Origin of the sequence: Xanthomonas arboricola pv. guizotiae (assembly GCF_002940205.1) — a bacterium.
GTDB lineage: Bacteria > Pseudomonadota > Gammaproteobacteria > Xanthomonadales > Xanthomonadaceae > Xanthomonas > Xanthomonas arboricola_C.
In genome coordinates this window covers 37,861-51,982 of sequence record NZ_MDSK01000031.1, presented here as the reverse complement: position 1 = coordinate 51,982, position 14,122 = coordinate 37,861, and the positions used below count along the sequence as shown (strand labels likewise).

Here is a 14,122-nt window from a genome sequence, read left to right as displayed (position 1 = left end):
GGTTTCTAATCAGGGAATCGCGCGAGGCAATTCGTGATTTTCCTGACAGGGTGTGGGGAATTCCCTGACGTTCAATACGGACTCAAGCGTGCCCGCCGGAATTCCGTCACTGTTTTCGTCGCTGGCGGCCATGTTCGGTCGGCGCAGCGGCTTGCTCAGACCAGTTCGTTGTGGTGCTTGGCGGCCAGCAGCACCAGGTCGTTGGCGCGGCGGCAACCGAGCGATTCCATCATGCGCGCGCGGTGGGTTTCGACCGTCTTGACGCTGATGCCCAGGTCGGCGGCGATTTCCTTGTTGCTCTGGCCGCGGCCGATCTCGCGCAGGATCTCGCGCTGGCGCGGCGACAAGGCGGCGATACCGACCGGTTTTTCCCGGCCCAGCATCGGCGCGATCATCTTGGACGAAATCTGCGGGCTCAGGAACACCTGGCCGGCCGCGGCTGCACGCAATGCCAATTCCAGCTCGAGCGGCGCCGCATCCTTGACCACGAAGCCGACCGCGCCGCGATCGAGCGCGTCGCGCACGTGTACCGGGTCATCGTGCATCGACATCATCACCACGTGGGTACGCGGCGCAGCGCGCAACACATCGGTCATCGCATCCAGGCCGCTGCGGCCGGGCAGGGACAGGTCCATCAACACCAGATCAGGCCGGTGCAGGGATGTCATGTCCAGGGCTTGCTGGGCGTTGCTGGCCTCACCCACGACATCGATGCCGGCGAAGGTTTGCAGCAGCCTGGACAGGCCGGCACGGACAAGGGTGTGATCGTCGACGATGATGACTCGCACGGCGCAGAAGAGACCTTTTTCAGTAAAGGGCACCTTAGCCGACCCGGCGCCCCACGCCAACAGGCGCTATCAGCGCTGGCGGCGGGCGTCGGCGATCTGACGGCGATGCAGGCGGAACAGATGACGTTCCAGCGCCTCCTGCAAGCCTGGGGAAAGCGGCGCAAACCGCAGCCAGAGCCAGTGATCGTGGCCATCGCTTGCGCTTGCCAGGACCTCGGCAGGAAGCTGTACCAGTTCAGGAAGCCAGTCGGAGGGTTGCAGGCAAACGCTGCCCTGGGTACCTGGTGGATGGCTGCTTGCGCAGCTCAGGCGGATGCCGCGCACCGACCAGTGCACGCTCGCCTGGATCAGTCCGGTGTCGCCCTGCCGCATCAGGCGACCGATCAGGGCCAGCATCAGGTCGAGCTTGGCGTCCATGCGCTGCACCAGCAGCGGCAGCTCGCCACGGTCTTCGCTGGTGTCCTCGCTGCGCAGGTCTTCGACCTGGCCCAGGCTGCGCAGCAGGGTCTCTGCGGCGCCATGCGTGCCGGCGTCGCTGCCGACACGGAAGCCGGCCGGCAGGCGTACCTCGCAGCTGAGCGTGTCGGCGAACAGCGCGGCATCGGCCGATGCCGCGAGTGTGCCGAGCGCGGACATCAGATCCGTCCGACCCGTGCGTAGGCGCGGCTGGCCGAGGAGGACGTGCGTTGCGCGCGGATCAGATCCAGTAGCTTGCGCCGACGCTCGAGCATCATCCGCATCAGGTCCTGCTGCATGACCTGCAGCGTCTGCAACGCGTCGCGGTCCTGACTCAGGTCCGCCTGCTGCGCGTACTCGCGCAAGTGCAGATCGTGGGCGTCCAGCATGAACGGCATCACCTCGAATTCCTCCTGCGCCATGGCCAGGCGGATGTTGGCAATTTCGGCCTGAAGGCTCTGCGCGCTATGCATGGTATGACTCACGAAACGGCAGAAAGGCCGCGTTGGTCCAGGGGAATGGAATTCCACGCCGAGTCGATCTCGCTGAGCAGGTCCAGCGCTTCGGTCAACGCGGTTTCGTCGTTGTGCAGGTTGGCGGCAGTCAGCCGCTGCATCACGTAGTCGTAGAGCGCCGACAGGTTACCCGCGATCTCGCCACCGGCTTCGTGATCCAGCGATCCGTTCAAGTGACCGACGATCGCGCAGGCTTCGCCGATGGCCTTGCCCTTGCGCGCCTGGTCGCCCTGCGCCAGGCAGGCCTGGGCCAGACGGATGCGCTGGCAGGCACCGGCGAACAGCAGCGACACCAGCTTGTGCGGGTCGGCTTCGGTCACGCTGGTGGACACGCCGACCTTGCGGTATTGCTCGGCATACTGACGATTGGAACCGTACATGGATGACTCCCTCAATTGGCTGGCCTTCGCGGGTCCCGGAGCGGGGTGCTCCTGCGACAACGCTCCTGCCAAGAGGCAAGGCCGACATCACGATAGGTACTACTTGTATCGGCAACACCGACGTACGACTTGAGGACTGCGATCACGGAAATCAGCTTGTCAGCAGGCCACTGAGCGAACTGCTACTGCTTTGCAGCTTGCTGACCATGGCTTCCATCGCGGTGAACTGCGCGGTCAGGCGGTCGCTGAACTTCACCATACGTGCATCGAGATCGTCCAGATCGGCCTCGTAGCCTTTGATCTGCTTGTTCAGGCTGTCCGAGCGCAAGGTCAGCGTGCCAGTGGTGACGTTGACATTGCTTTCCAGCAATTTGGTCATCCCGGAGCCGAACTTGCTGTCCTTGCCAAGCGCGTCGGTGGCGGCACCGCCGTCGGCGGCGAGGGCGGTATCGAACTTGCCGCCATCGAAGCTCATCACGCCATCCTTATCTATGGCGAGGCCCAGCGCCTTGAGTTCATTGACGTTGCCGCTGAACTGACTACGCAGCTGCTGCTGCAAGCTGCGTACCAGCGAATCGCCGGTCAACGCCGAGGCCGTCTTGGTGGTGGTGTTATAGCTGCTGCTGTTCTTCAACAGCGTGTTGGCGGTGTTGTAGGCAGCGGCGAAGGCGGTGAGATTGCCCTTGAGGCCGCTGGTGTCGGCTGCAACGCCCAATGTGACCTTGGTGCCTTCGGCGGCCTTGGTGAGGTTGAGCACCACACCCGGCACGATGTCGGTGATGGTGTTGGAGCTGGAGGTGCGTTCGAAGCCGTCCACGCGCACCAGCGCGTCGGTTGCCGCCACGGACTGGGTCAGGCCGCCGCTGACGCCGGGGCCGTAGGTGAGGCTGCTCAGGCTGGGGTCGCTGGCGCTGACGGTCAATGCGCCCTTGGTACCGGTGTCGACCGCGTTGAACACCAGGTGCTGGCCGTCGTTGGCGGCCACCACGCTGGCGGTGACGCCCTTGCCACCGGCCGCCTTGTTGATGGCGGCGGCGATGTCGGTGAGCTTGTCGGTGCCGCTGATGTCCACGGTGATGCTTTTGTCGCCATACCCGATCGTCAGCGTGCCGCTGCCGACCGTGGCATCGGCGACGAATGCACCGGAGGCGAGCTTTTGCGCGCTGGCCAGCGAAACCACTTCCACCGAATAGTTGCCGGGCGCGGCCGAACTGGTGGTGGTGGCGGTGAAACCGGCGTCGGTCGGCAGCGTGGCCTTGTAGGCGTTGGTGTCGGCGCTGCTGATGACCTTGTCCAGCGCAGACTTGAGCGTGGTCATGCTGCTCTTGATCTGGCTGATCGCCGACAGCTGCGTGGTCGCGGCGGTGCCGGCCTTGTTGATGCGTGCCTGCTCGGGGTCTTTCTGCCGGGACACCAGGGTGGACACCACGGTAGGGATGTCCAACCCGGAGGCGGAAGTGCTGATCACCGATGCCATGTTGCATTCCTCGTCTGGGCGTCCGAAACAGACGGACGCATGGGATTACGTGACGGATATCGGCCGCGTCCGCGAGGACTTTAGCGGCAGCGATTCGTCACGCTCACGAAATGTAGCGATGCAAATTCCATGCCCACCGAAGGTGATGGTTCGCGTCAATAAACTGTGCAGGCATCTGCGGCAGGCTGCGGCCACAAAAAAGCCCCTCCGAAGAGGGGCTTTGTACTTGCTGCGCAGCACTGCCGCATTGCGGCGGCAGCTGACTGCACAGGTTACTGCAGCAGGCTCAGCACGTTCTGCGGAACCGACTTGGCCTGGGCCAGCATCGCAGTACCGGCCTGCTGCAGGATCTGCGTGCGGGTCAGTTCTGCGGTGGTCTTGGCGTAGTCGGTATCGGCGATCCGGCTACGTGAGGCGGACAGGTTTTCCGAGGTTGCGCTCAGGTTGGCGATGGTGGAGGTGAAGCGGTTCTGCACCGCACCCATATCGGCGCGCGAGGAGTTGACCGTAGTCAGCGCCTTGTCGACGATTTCCAGTGCTTGCTGTGCGCCCGAGAACGTGGAGATATCCAGGCTGCCCAGGGTCGAAGCGGTGGAGCCCGAAGCGGCCGAAGCGGTGGTGATGCCGGCGCCGACGGTGATGCCAGCAGCGCTGGAGGTACCAGCCGACAGCGAGGTGAAGTCCTGGCCAGCCTTGAGCGATTCGATCTGCAGCGTCCCGTCGGTCTTGATCGAGGCGTACATGCCGGTCTGGTCGAGCTTGTCGTTGATCGCCGCAGCCACCTTCTTGTTGACATCGGCAGCGGTGTCGCCCGAAGCGACCTTGACGTCGGCAATGGTGACGCTCTTGGCCGCGCCGCTGGCGTCGTTGAACGACAGGCTGATGCCGCTGACCGAACCAGACGCGGTGGCGGTGCCGGTGACGCCAGCGCCGGAAACGGCGGCGGCGAAGTTGGCCTTGCCCAGCGTATCGATGTTGGCGTCGGCGATGCTGTTGATGCCGATGGTCTGGCCGGCGTCGGCGCCGACCTGGAACAGCGCGCCAGAGAAGGAGCCGTCAAGCAGCTTGGTGCCGTTGAAGCTGGTCTGATTGGCGACGCGGTCGATTTCGCTGGTCAGCTGCTTGACTTCGGAGTTCAGCGCTTCGCGGTCGGTGGACGAGTTGGTTGCATTTGCGGACTGCACTGACAGCTCGCGGATACGCTGCAGGTTGTTGCCGATTTCCTGCATCGCGCCTTCGGCGGTCTGGGACAGCGAGATGCCGTCGTTGGCGTTGCGCGAGGCAACGTCCAGGCCGCGGATCTGGGTAGTGAAGCGCTCGGCGATTGCGCCGCCGGCCGCGTCTACGGCAAAGCTGGTGATGCGCTTGCCCGACGAAAGCTGCTGGATGCTCAGCGCCAAGCTGGAGCTGTTGGTGTTGAGGTTACGCTGAGCGTTCAGCGACATTACGTTGGTGTTGATTACCTGTGCCATTTTGATTTCTCCTAAGCGATTTTTCCGGCAAGGGGGACTTGCCCGGAGCCTCCGCAGGGGGGCCATCAAGTTGGCCGTTGCCGCTGCTGAGATGAATAACGGCGTTGCGTCGGGAACCTTTAGCGAAATCCAGTGTTTTTTTACTGTCTTTCTGCCGCGGGACGAAATACGGAAGCGTTGTGTATCAAGGGGTTTGGTTTATTCGGCAGCACCCCGTAGATCTTTAGCGTTGGTATAAATTTCGACGAATAAACTCCGTCGGCCTGCGCAAGTGCTGGTGCGCAGGAGTGCAGAAAACGCCGGTTTTCTGCTGCAAATCAGCGGATCAGGTTGAACAACGACGACGACTGCATCTGCTGAAAAATCGTTTGAGCGGCCTGCAACGAGGCCTTCTCCAGTTCGTACTGCCCAAGCGCCGAGGCGTAGTCCAGATCGCGGATCGACGACAGGGTGGTCTTGAGGGTGACCTCGTTGGACTCGAGCAGGGAGTTGGCGTTGTCGATCGCCGACAGCTGCGCACCGCCGGAGGCGCGCGCATCGATCATCTTCGACGAGGCCTGTGCGATGTCGCGCATCGAGGACTGCAGCGTGTTGATCATCGCCGCCTTCTGCGGCTGGGTCAGCGTGTCGGAGTTGAGCGCGCCGACCAGGTCGTCGATGGTGGAGAACACGTCCTTGGTGGTGGAGGCGCCGATCTGAAAACTGTCGCCCACCGCCGGTGCGCCGCTGATGCGCATGCGCACGCCGGCCGCGTTGATGTCTTCGCCATCCTTGTAGGTGCCGGTACCAACCACCGTATTGGTGCTGTCGCGCACCTCGTAGGTGTCGGCGGCGGTGAACTGCACGCTGTAGCTGCCGCCGTTCCAGCTGCCGGTGCTGGCATCGCGGCTGAAGTCCAGCAGCAGTCCGGTGCCGGCGTTGGCGGTGTTGGGGTGCGCATCCACGGTGCCGTCGCCGGTGCGGATACGCATGAAGATTTCGCTGCCGGGCAGGGTATCGCTGACGAAGGCGTCCGGCGCCACTTCGACCTGTTTCTGGGTCTGGTCGCCGTTGTAGGTGACGCCGCCGCTGCTCTTGATGAACGGTGCGCTGCCATCGGCAGTACCGCCGAACAGGTAGCGCCCGGTGCCGTCGGTGCTGTTGGCCAGGCTCACCATGCTGTCGCGCAGCGCGGTCAGTTCCGAGGCAATCGCCTTGCGATCGTCGGGCGCCAGCGCGGAGCTGTTGGCCTGGATCGTCAGTTCGTTGACGCGGGCCATGGCGTCGCCGGCCTGCGCCAGCACGTTTTCCTGCAAACCGAGCCGATTTTTCACATTGTTGGCATTTTCGCCAAACCTTGTGATTGCCGCCAGGGCGCGATCCAGGCCGACCGCAGTGCCGGCGGCGACCGGGTCGTCCTTGGCGGTGACCAGGCGCTGCCCGCTGGCGAGCTGGGCCTGGATCTGGTTCAGCCGGGACTGCTTGGCCGTCATCGACGACACCGACTGGCTGTACATCATGCTGGTGGAGATACGGTCGGTCATCAGCGTACGGCACCCAGGATGGCTTGGAAGATGGTGTCGGCGGTGGAGATCATCTGTGCGGCGGCCTGGTAGGCCTGCTGCAGCTTCAGCATGTTGGCGGCTTCCTCGTCGAGGTTGACGCCGGAAATCGAGTCGCGGCTGGCTTGTGCCTGGTCGTTGATGACCTTCTGCGCATCCGAGGCGTAACTGGCCGCACGCGCGGCCGAGCCCACCGAGGTGGTCAGGCCCGACAGTGCGCCGTTGAGCGTGACCGTGCCGCCGCTGAGCGCCTTGGCATCGTCGAGATTGGCCAGCAACTTGGCGTTGCCGTTGTCGCTGGAGCCGGCGCCGGTGGGACCGACGCCGAAGCTGTCGCCGGCCTTGGGCGCGCCGTCCAGCGCAAAGCTCCAGCCGTTGGCGCTGATGGTCTGGCCGGCGGTGTAGGCGAACGGTCCGGTACCGTCGATGGTGTACTGGTTGGCGTCGATGAACTCCACCGACGCCGGGGTCAGCAGCGCCGGATTCTGCGCATTGGTGACCTTGACGTCGCTGATCTTGCCGGTGCCCAGGTTGGCGAGCGTGGCGGAGGCCTTGACCGGGGTGGCCGCGGCAATCCGCGAGGGGTCGGTGATGGCCACCGACAAGGTGCCGGCCAGCCCGGCGGTGGGCTGCAGCAGGAACTTGTCGCCGTTGGCCGGCGTGCCGCCGACCACCAGGCTGACGCCGTTGAGCACCAGCGGATTGGCCGGGGTGCCGGTGCCGCTGATCGGCACCGCCGAGCCGGTGCTGGCATTGGTGGCCTTCCACGCAGTGCCGTCGAAGCTGAGCGTGACGTTCTGCCCATCCACCGCCGCCATGTTGCTGAAGCTGGCGCTCAGCGACGCGCTGCCGGTGTTGCCGGGGTTGGCGGCGGTGGTGGGCGAGCCGATGTTGAAGAAATTGCCACCCATCGCGCCGTACAGGTCCATGCCTTGCGCGTGACCGCCATTGAAGGTGCTGGCCATGCCCACCGCCAGGCGGCCGAGTTCGGCCTGGGTCGGTTCCAGCACGCTGCTGCGAAATTCCAGCAGGCCGCCGATCTGCCCGCCCAGCGAGCTGGCGCTGAGGCTGACGTTCTGGCCCTGGGTCTGCATCGCCACCTGCAGCTTGCTCGGCTGGTACGGGTCGGCGACGGTGGTCAGCTTGGACGAGGTGGTTCCCACCACCAGGGCCTGGCCGCCGGAGGTGAAAACGTTCATGAAGCCGCCGTCCTGGATCACCGCGGTACCGCCGGTGTAGCCGACCAGCTTGCTCACCAGCGCGTCGCGCTGGTCGAGCATGTCGGGCGAGGCGCTGTCGATGCTGTTGCCGATGGTGCCGTTGATCTTGGCGATCTGCTGGGTCAGGCGATTGACCTCGTCCACCGCGGAGGTCAGGCCGCTGTTGACCTCGTTGCTCAGGCTGTCCATCTGCCCGTTGAGCTGCTTGAAGCGCGTGGCCAGCGAGCTGCCGCTGTCGAGCATGCTCTGGCGCTCGGCGGTGGACGAGGCATTGGACGACACCGCGCTGGTGGAGTCGAAGAAGTTCGACCACAGCCCGGCCACGTTGGTGGCGGTGTCGGAGTACAGGCTGTCGACGCGGTTGGACAGCAAGGACAGCTGCTGCAGCCGCGACAGCTCGCCGCCGCTGTCGAGCAGGCGCGAGGTGGCCAGCTGGTCGGCCACCCGGCTCACGTCGGTGATCTTGGCGCCATTGCCCACGAACGCGTAGCCCATGTCGGTGGGCGTGCGCGTTGCGAATTCCACACGTTGGCGGCTATAGCCTTCGGTATTGATGTTGGCGACGTTATGGCTAACGGTCGACAACGCCCGTTGGAAGGCGATCAGCGCGCTGGTCCCGGTGGACATGATGGACATGGGCGTTTACCTCAACGACGGATGGTGCCGAGCCCGGCCGGCTCGGCGGTGCTGGCGTAGCGGTTGGACAGGTCGGCCGCCGCGTTGCCAATTGCGGCCACCGCACGGTCGATGGTCGGACCGTTGGCGATCGCCGCGATCTTGGCCGCGTAGCCCGGATCGGTGGCGTACCCAGCCTGTTGCAAGCCGCGTGCAAAACCCTTGATATCGGTGCCGGCCTGCAGCGCGGGCTGGTAACGGCTGTTGTTCTTCAGCAGCCGCACGTAGTCGGCAAAACTCTCCTCGGCCGAGCCGTAGGCACGGAAATCGGCGGTTTCGGTGGTTTTGACGCCATTGACGTATTCGTGGGTGCCGGTGGTGACCTTGTCGCCGCTCCAGCCGGTGGCCTTGATGCCGAACAGGTTGTTGGAATCGCCGCCATTGCCGATACCGCGCCGGCCCCAGCCGGTTTCCAGTGCGGCCTGTGCCACCAGCGCGCGCGGATCCACGCCCAGTTCGCGCGCGGCTTTCTGCGCATGCGTCCAGATCTTGGCGACGAAGCCTTCCGGGGTCCGCTCGCCCAGGCTGGCCGCCGCGCTGCTGGCGGCGCTCGCAGTGACCGCGGCGTTGGCGTCGGCCGCGTCGCTGGCAGCCACATCGGCCCAGCGATCGTTGGCCGAGGGCCAGTTCAGTGCGGCCGCATCGTCGCTGCCGGATTCGCCACCGCCGCTACGCCCGGCAATCAGATCCAGCACCTGACTCATGCCGATGCCGCCCAGAGCGCCTGCGCCGAGACCTGCAGCCGCGCCGACAAGGCTGCCGATCGCCCCACCGACACTGCCTGCGGCGCCATCGCGGGCAGGCAGCGGCAACGAGGCATCGCGCCTGCCCGCAACCAGGGCATACGCCTTGGCCGCTTCGGCGGTATTCAACGAGGTGTTCAAGGCCGGGCCGCCGGTGTCGCCACTCAGCTGCTTGGAAATCATCGCCGACAGTCCCAGCCCCTTGCCCTCGGTCAACGCCTTGGCCATCTGCTGGTCGTACATTTCGCGGAACATCTGGTTTTCGCCCGGAAACATCGGGTCGCCGGAGCTCGCATCGCGCATGCTCTTGACCAGCATCTGCGCGAACTGGCCTTCGAGCTGACGGGAGACCTTGTCGATCTTGGCGGGATCGGCCTTGGTGCTCGGGTTGAGATCAATGGGCGAGGCTGCGATACGCATGTCAGATCACCTCCAGCTCCGCCGTGAGCGCACCGGCTTGCTTGAGCGCTTCCAGGATGGCCACCAGGTCGCCGGGAGCGGCGCCCACTTCGTTGACCGCGCGCACGATCTGATCGAGCGTGGTGCCGCCTTCGAACTTGAACATGCGGCTGCCTTCGGAGGTGGCCGTGATCGTCGACTGCGGGGTCACCGCGGTGCGGCCGCCACTGAACGCGCCCGGCTGGCTGACGTTGGTGTTCTCGCTGATGGTCACGGTGAGCGAGCCATGCGCGATCGCCGCCGGCATCACCCGCACCAGCTGGCCGATGACCACGGTGCCGGTGCGTGCGTTGACCACCACCTTGGCCGGTGCATCGCCTGGCGAGAGTTCGACGTTTTCCAGCCGCGACAGCAGGCCGATACGCGCGCCCGGGTCGGTCGGCGAGCGCACTGCCACGGTCACGCCATCCACCGCACGCGCGGTGCCGGCGCCGAAGCTGCTGTCGATCGCCGCGACCATGCGCGAGACGGTGGTGAAGTCGTTCTGGTGCAGGTTGAGGGTGATCTCGCCGCTGCCGGCAAACACGTCCGGCAATGCGCGTTCCACGGTGGCGCCGTTGGGAATGCGACCGACGCTGGGAATGTTGACCGAGACGCGCGAACCGTCCTTGCCCTGCGCACCGAAGCCGCCGACCACCAGGTTGCCCTGGGCCATCGCATAGACCTGGCCATCGGCGCCTTTCAGCGGTGCCATCAGCAGCGAGCCGCCACGCAGCGACACCGCGTTGGCGATCGAGGACACGGTGATGTCGATCGGCTGGCCGGGCTTGGCGAACGGCGGCAGTTCGGCATGGATGGCCACGGCCGCGACGTTTTTCAGCTGCGGGTTGACGTTCGCCGGAACATTGACGCCCAGTTCGCCGAGCAGGTTCTTCAGGCTCTGCACGGTGAAGGGCGCCTGGCTGGTGCGGTCGCCGCTGCCGTCCAGGCCGACCACCAGGCCATAACCGACCAGCGCGTTGCCGCGCACGCCGCCGACCTGGGCAAGATCCTTGATGCGCTCGGCGCTGGCCGGCGCGGCGATCGCGCACAACGCAACAGTGGCAGCCAGCAGACGGAAGGGCAGGGAAGACAGGTTCATGGTCGCAGGCTCAGTAAGGCGACAGACGGGAATTGAAGAAGCGGCTCAGCCAGCCCATTGCATTGGACTGCGCGATCGCGCCACGACCGCCGTAGGCGATGCGCGCGTCGGCCACCTTGCTGGAGGGCACCGAGTTGTCCGGGGCGATGTCGGCGGCGCGCACGATGCCTTGCACCTGCACCAGTTCGTCGCCCTGGGTCAGGCGCAGGTTCTTCTGCCCCTGGATCACCAGATTGCCGTTGGGCAGACGCTGCATCACGGTCACGGTGACGCTGCCCTGCATACGGTTGCTCTGCGCGGTGTTGCCCTTGCCGGCAAACGTGCGGTCGCCATTGGTGGAGTTGCGCAACACATCGGTGCCGTTGACGGTAAGCGGTACGCCCAGCAACGTCGGCGTGCTCATGTCCACGGTGTCGGCTTTGCTGATGCTGGTGTTGGCGGTGGACGAGGCGGTGGTGCTTTCGACCAGGTTCACCGTCAGCAGATCGCCGACATCGCGGGCGCGACGGTCGCCATACAGATTCAGGCTCGGGCCGGCGGCGTAGATCGCGCCGGCGGTGGGCTGTGCCACCGGCGCGACCACCGGCACGATCGGCGCCAGTTCGGCGAACGGCCGCACATCGCCGGCCGCCACGCAGCCGCCCAGCAGCGCGCTGCAGGCAATGGCGAGGCACAGGGAGGAGAGAGAAGGCAGGCGGGACATGGCGTGGATTCCTGAGAGGGCAGCGACCGGCGGGCCGATCAGACGTTGTTGTTCAAGTAACCGAGCATCGAGTCGGTGGTGGAGATCGCCTTGGCATTCATTTCGTAGGCGCGCTGGGTCTCGATCATGCTCACCAGTTCTTCCACCGTGTTGACGTTGCTGCCTTCCAGCGCGCCCTGCACGGTGTTGCCCAGGCCGTTGAGGCCGGGGGTGCCGTTCTGCGCGGGGCCGGAGGCGGTGGTTTCGACGAACAGGTTCTCGCCCTTGGACTGCAGGCCCGAGGGGTTGATGAAGTCGGTCAGCGTCAACGCGCCGATTTCCTGCGCGGCGGCCTGGCCGGCCAGGGTCACGCTGATGGTGCCGTCGTTGCCGATGGTCAGCGACTGCGCGCCTTCGGGGATCTGGATGCCCGGCTGCAGCGGGTAGCCGCTGTTGGTGACCAGCTCGCCCTGCGCATTGATCTGGAAGGTGCCGTCGCGGGTATAGGCCGAGGTGCCGTCGGGCATCTGCACTTCGAAGAAGCCGCGGCCGTTGACCATCACGTCGAGCGCGCGGCCGGTCTGCTGCTGGCTGCCCTGGTCGAAGCCCTTGAAGGTGGAGACCACCCGCACGCCGGTACCCAGCTGCAGGCCGGTCGGCAGCTGCGTCTGCGCGGAGGTGGAACCGCCCGGCGCACGCACCTGTTGGTACAACAGGTCTTCGAACGCCGCACGATCGCGCTTGAAGCCGGTGGTATTGGTATTGGCCAGGTTGTTGGAAATGACCGACATGCGCGTCTGCTGCGCATCCAGTCCGGTTTTGGCGACCCACAAAGCCTGATTCATGACCCGATTCCTCGTTAGACCCGGGGACGTGTTCCGGGTACGGGTGGGGATATGCACGTGCCGTGCCAAACCCGCGTCGGATTTTTGCCGGCTGTGCACTGGATCACGCGAAGCGGGCGCGGCGGCCTGCGCGGGGCAGGGGTGGCGGCGGACAGGCAGCGGCGAAGCGGAAGCGGTGGACACCTGCGCGGCAGATCAGGTGCGCTAGATCGTTCCCCGGTCAGCGATATGTGCGACGACGTGTGAACCCTTGGCGCTGCGTGCGGAAGGGTTCTTGGGAGCGCGCGGTGTCCTCACCGCCCGCGGGACACGCCGCAAGTACGTCCATGTAGGCTCGGTGGCGGCATCCATGCCGCCACACGGTCCCGCAATCGGCGAGGCCACCGCACCAGAGAGTTTGAAGGTTGCTTTCTTAAAGCTTGTCCATTGCTCGGCTTGCATTGAGAAGATCATTGGACGCGCCGTTATCCAAGCAACCCACGTCAGGCATTGTTTGCGCCATGCACGCCGACCATCTCGACAGGTCCTTGCCCGCCCACCGTCGCGGGCTCTTACGCGGCATGGATGCCGCGTAAGAGCCTACACGGACGTACTTGCGGCGTGTCCCGCGAGGGTGGGCGGGCAAGGGCCCTGCAGCCAAGTCACAAACCAGCCGCTCTGCAGCGAAGGCCCAGATCAACAGCATTGCCAACCGCACACACCTGACCGACAAACCATCGGTAGTCAGCGTCAAGCGCGTACAAACCACCCGCGAGACCGCAGGAGTCAGAGTCGAACGACATGTCACTTCGCTCGCGAGCCACGTCCCCCGGGCGGCCGCCATCCAGGTGCTCGGCAGCGCGGCAAGCCAACCGGCGGTGCCGCAGCGGGCGCCAGTGACGCTTAGCCGCTGACCCGCAGCAGCGAATTGGCCGACTGCGCGTTGTCGTCGCCGTTCTTGATGATCTTGACCTGCATTTCGAACTGCCGCTGCAGCTGGATCATCTCCACCAGCGCGCCGGCGGCGTCCACGTTGCTGCCCTCCAGCATGCCGCTGTTGATGGTCTTGCCGGTGGCCACCGCAAACGCCTGCGCCGGGTCGGTGCTGGTGTTGCGCATCAGCCCGTCCGGGCGCCGCGTCAAACGGTCGGCGGGGGCGTCGACCACCTTCATCTTGCCGACGATGGCCATGGTCTGCGGGCCTTCGCCCTGCGGAATGATCGAGATGCTGCCGTCGCTGCCGATCTCCATCGCCTGGTGCGGCGGGATCGTCATTGGGTTGCCGCCCTCATCCAGCACGGCGTGCCCGTTGGCGGTCACCAGCTGGCCATTGGCGGTGAGCGCCAATTCGCCGTTGCGGGTATAGGCCTCGCTGCCGTCGGGCGACTGCACCGCCAGCCAGCGGTCCTGCTGCAGCGACACGTCCAGCGGGTTGCCGGTGACCTTCTGGTGTCCCTGGCTGCGGTCGAAGCCCTGGTCCACATGCAGCGCATCGATCCGCGACGGATAGCCCTTGCCCTGGATCTTGAACGCCTCGGTATTGGCCAACGCAGCCTTGAACCCCACCGTATCGACGTTGGCGAGATTGTGCGACACGGTGCCCTGCGCCTGCAGGGAGGCGCGGGCGCCGGTCATCGCAACGTAGAGAGCTTTGTCCATGAGGCACCGGGATTGGGGAATGGAGAGTCGGGAATCGGGAATCGCAAAGGCGGGATTGCTGGAGACTGGAAGAGGGAAGCAAGGCCGGCATCCGATACACGCAATGCCAGCTCTTACGATTCCCCATTCCCCAATCCCGATTCCCAGCCG

Annotated in this window: 13 protein-coding genes; all 13 read right to left on the bottom strand. The window is 65.3% G+C overall.

Annotation, left to right across the window (positions count from 1 at the left end):
- Positions 1 to 155: 155 nt before the first annotated feature.
- The 13 genes from XarbCFBP7408_RS17090 to flgF all read right to left on the bottom strand — a co-directional run bounded on the left by XarbCFBP7408_RS17090 (position 156) and on the right by flgF (position 13,972).
- Positions 156 to 788 carry a response regulator transcription factor gene (locus tag XarbCFBP7408_RS17090; RefSeq protein WP_003482986.1) on the bottom strand — a complete coding sequence of 211 codons (633 nt, stop codon included), beginning with the start codon at positions 786 to 788 and terminating at the stop codon, positions 156 to 158.
- A gap of 69 nt (positions 789 to 857) precedes the next feature.
- Positions 858 to 1,424: a PilZ domain-containing protein gene (locus XarbCFBP7408_RS17085; protein WP_104563969.1), complete on the bottom strand. Its 567-nt coding sequence runs from the start codon at positions 1,422 to 1,424 to the stop codon at positions 858 to 860.
- Positions 1,424 to 1,717 (bottom strand): hypothetical protein, encoded by a 294-nt coding sequence (locus tag XarbCFBP7408_RS17080; protein ID WP_104563968.1) that lies wholly within the window; start codon positions 1,715 to 1,717, stop codon positions 1,424 to 1,426. Before XarbCFBP7408_RS17080 ends, XarbCFBP7408_RS17085 begins: the two co-directional genes overlap by 1 nt.
- 8 nt (positions 1,718 to 1,725) lie before the next feature.
- Positions 1,726 to 2,139, bottom strand: coding sequence for a flagellar export chaperone FliS (gene fliS, locus XarbCFBP7408_RS17075; RefSeq protein WP_104563967.1), 414 nt, complete (start codon positions 2,137 to 2,139; stop codon positions 1,726 to 1,728).
- A gap of 151 nt (positions 2,140 to 2,290) precedes the next feature.
- The gene (gene fliD / locus XarbCFBP7408_RS17070) at positions 2,291 to 3,616 is read right to left on the bottom strand and encodes a flagellar filament capping protein FliD (RefSeq protein ID WP_104563966.1); all 1,326 of its coding nucleotides are present in this window, start codon (positions 3,614 to 3,616) and stop codon (positions 2,291 to 2,293) included.
- Between the two features lie 272 nt (positions 3,617 to 3,888).
- Positions 3,889 to 5,088, bottom strand: coding sequence for a flagellin (locus XarbCFBP7408_RS17065; protein WP_104563965.1), 1,200 nt, complete (start codon positions 5,086 to 5,088; stop codon positions 3,889 to 3,891).
- Positions 5,089 to 5,405: 317 nt separating this feature from the next.
- Positions 5,406 to 6,611 carry a flagellar hook-associated protein FlgL gene (flgL, locus tag XarbCFBP7408_RS17060; RefSeq protein WP_104563964.1) on the bottom strand — a complete coding sequence of 402 codons (1,206 nt, stop codon included), beginning with the start codon at positions 6,609 to 6,611 and terminating at the stop codon, positions 5,406 to 5,408.
- Complete coding sequence (flgK, locus tag XarbCFBP7408_RS17055) at positions 6,611 to 8,485, bottom strand: flagellar hook-associated protein FlgK (RefSeq protein WP_104563963.1); 1,875 nt, start codon at positions 8,483 to 8,485, stop codon at positions 6,611 to 6,613. Before flgK ends, flgL begins: the two co-directional genes overlap by 1 nt.
- An 11-nt stretch (positions 8,486 to 8,496) precedes the next feature.
- A complete protein-coding gene (flgJ, locus tag XarbCFBP7408_RS17050; protein WP_104563962.1) occupies positions 8,497 to 9,687 on the bottom strand; it encodes a flagellar assembly peptidoglycan hydrolase FlgJ in 1,191 nt (396 codons plus the stop codon).
- Between the two features lies 1 nt (position 9,688).
- The gene (locus tag XarbCFBP7408_RS17045; RefSeq protein ID WP_104563961.1) at positions 9,689 to 10,807 is read right to left on the bottom strand and encodes a flagellar basal body P-ring protein FlgI; all 1,119 of its coding nucleotides are present in this window, start codon (positions 10,805 to 10,807) and stop codon (positions 9,689 to 9,691) included.
- A 10-nt stretch (positions 10,808 to 10,817) separates the two neighbouring features.
- A complete protein-coding gene (gene flgH, locus XarbCFBP7408_RS17040; RefSeq protein WP_104563960.1) occupies positions 10,818 to 11,510 on the bottom strand; it encodes a flagellar basal body L-ring protein FlgH in 693 nt (230 codons plus the stop codon).
- A gap of 38 nt (positions 11,511 to 11,548) precedes the next feature.
- Positions 11,549 to 12,334 (bottom strand): flagellar basal-body rod protein FlgG, encoded by a 786-nt coding sequence (gene flgG / locus XarbCFBP7408_RS17035; protein WP_016901723.1) that lies wholly within the window; start codon positions 12,332 to 12,334, stop codon positions 11,549 to 11,551.
- Between the two features lie 882 nt (positions 12,335 to 13,216).
- The gene (gene flgF / locus XarbCFBP7408_RS17020; RefSeq protein WP_005921307.1) at positions 13,217 to 13,972 is read right to left on the bottom strand and encodes a flagellar basal-body rod protein FlgF; all 756 of its coding nucleotides are present in this window, start codon (positions 13,970 to 13,972) and stop codon (positions 13,217 to 13,219) included.
- Positions 13,973 to 14,122: the final 150 nt, after the last annotated feature.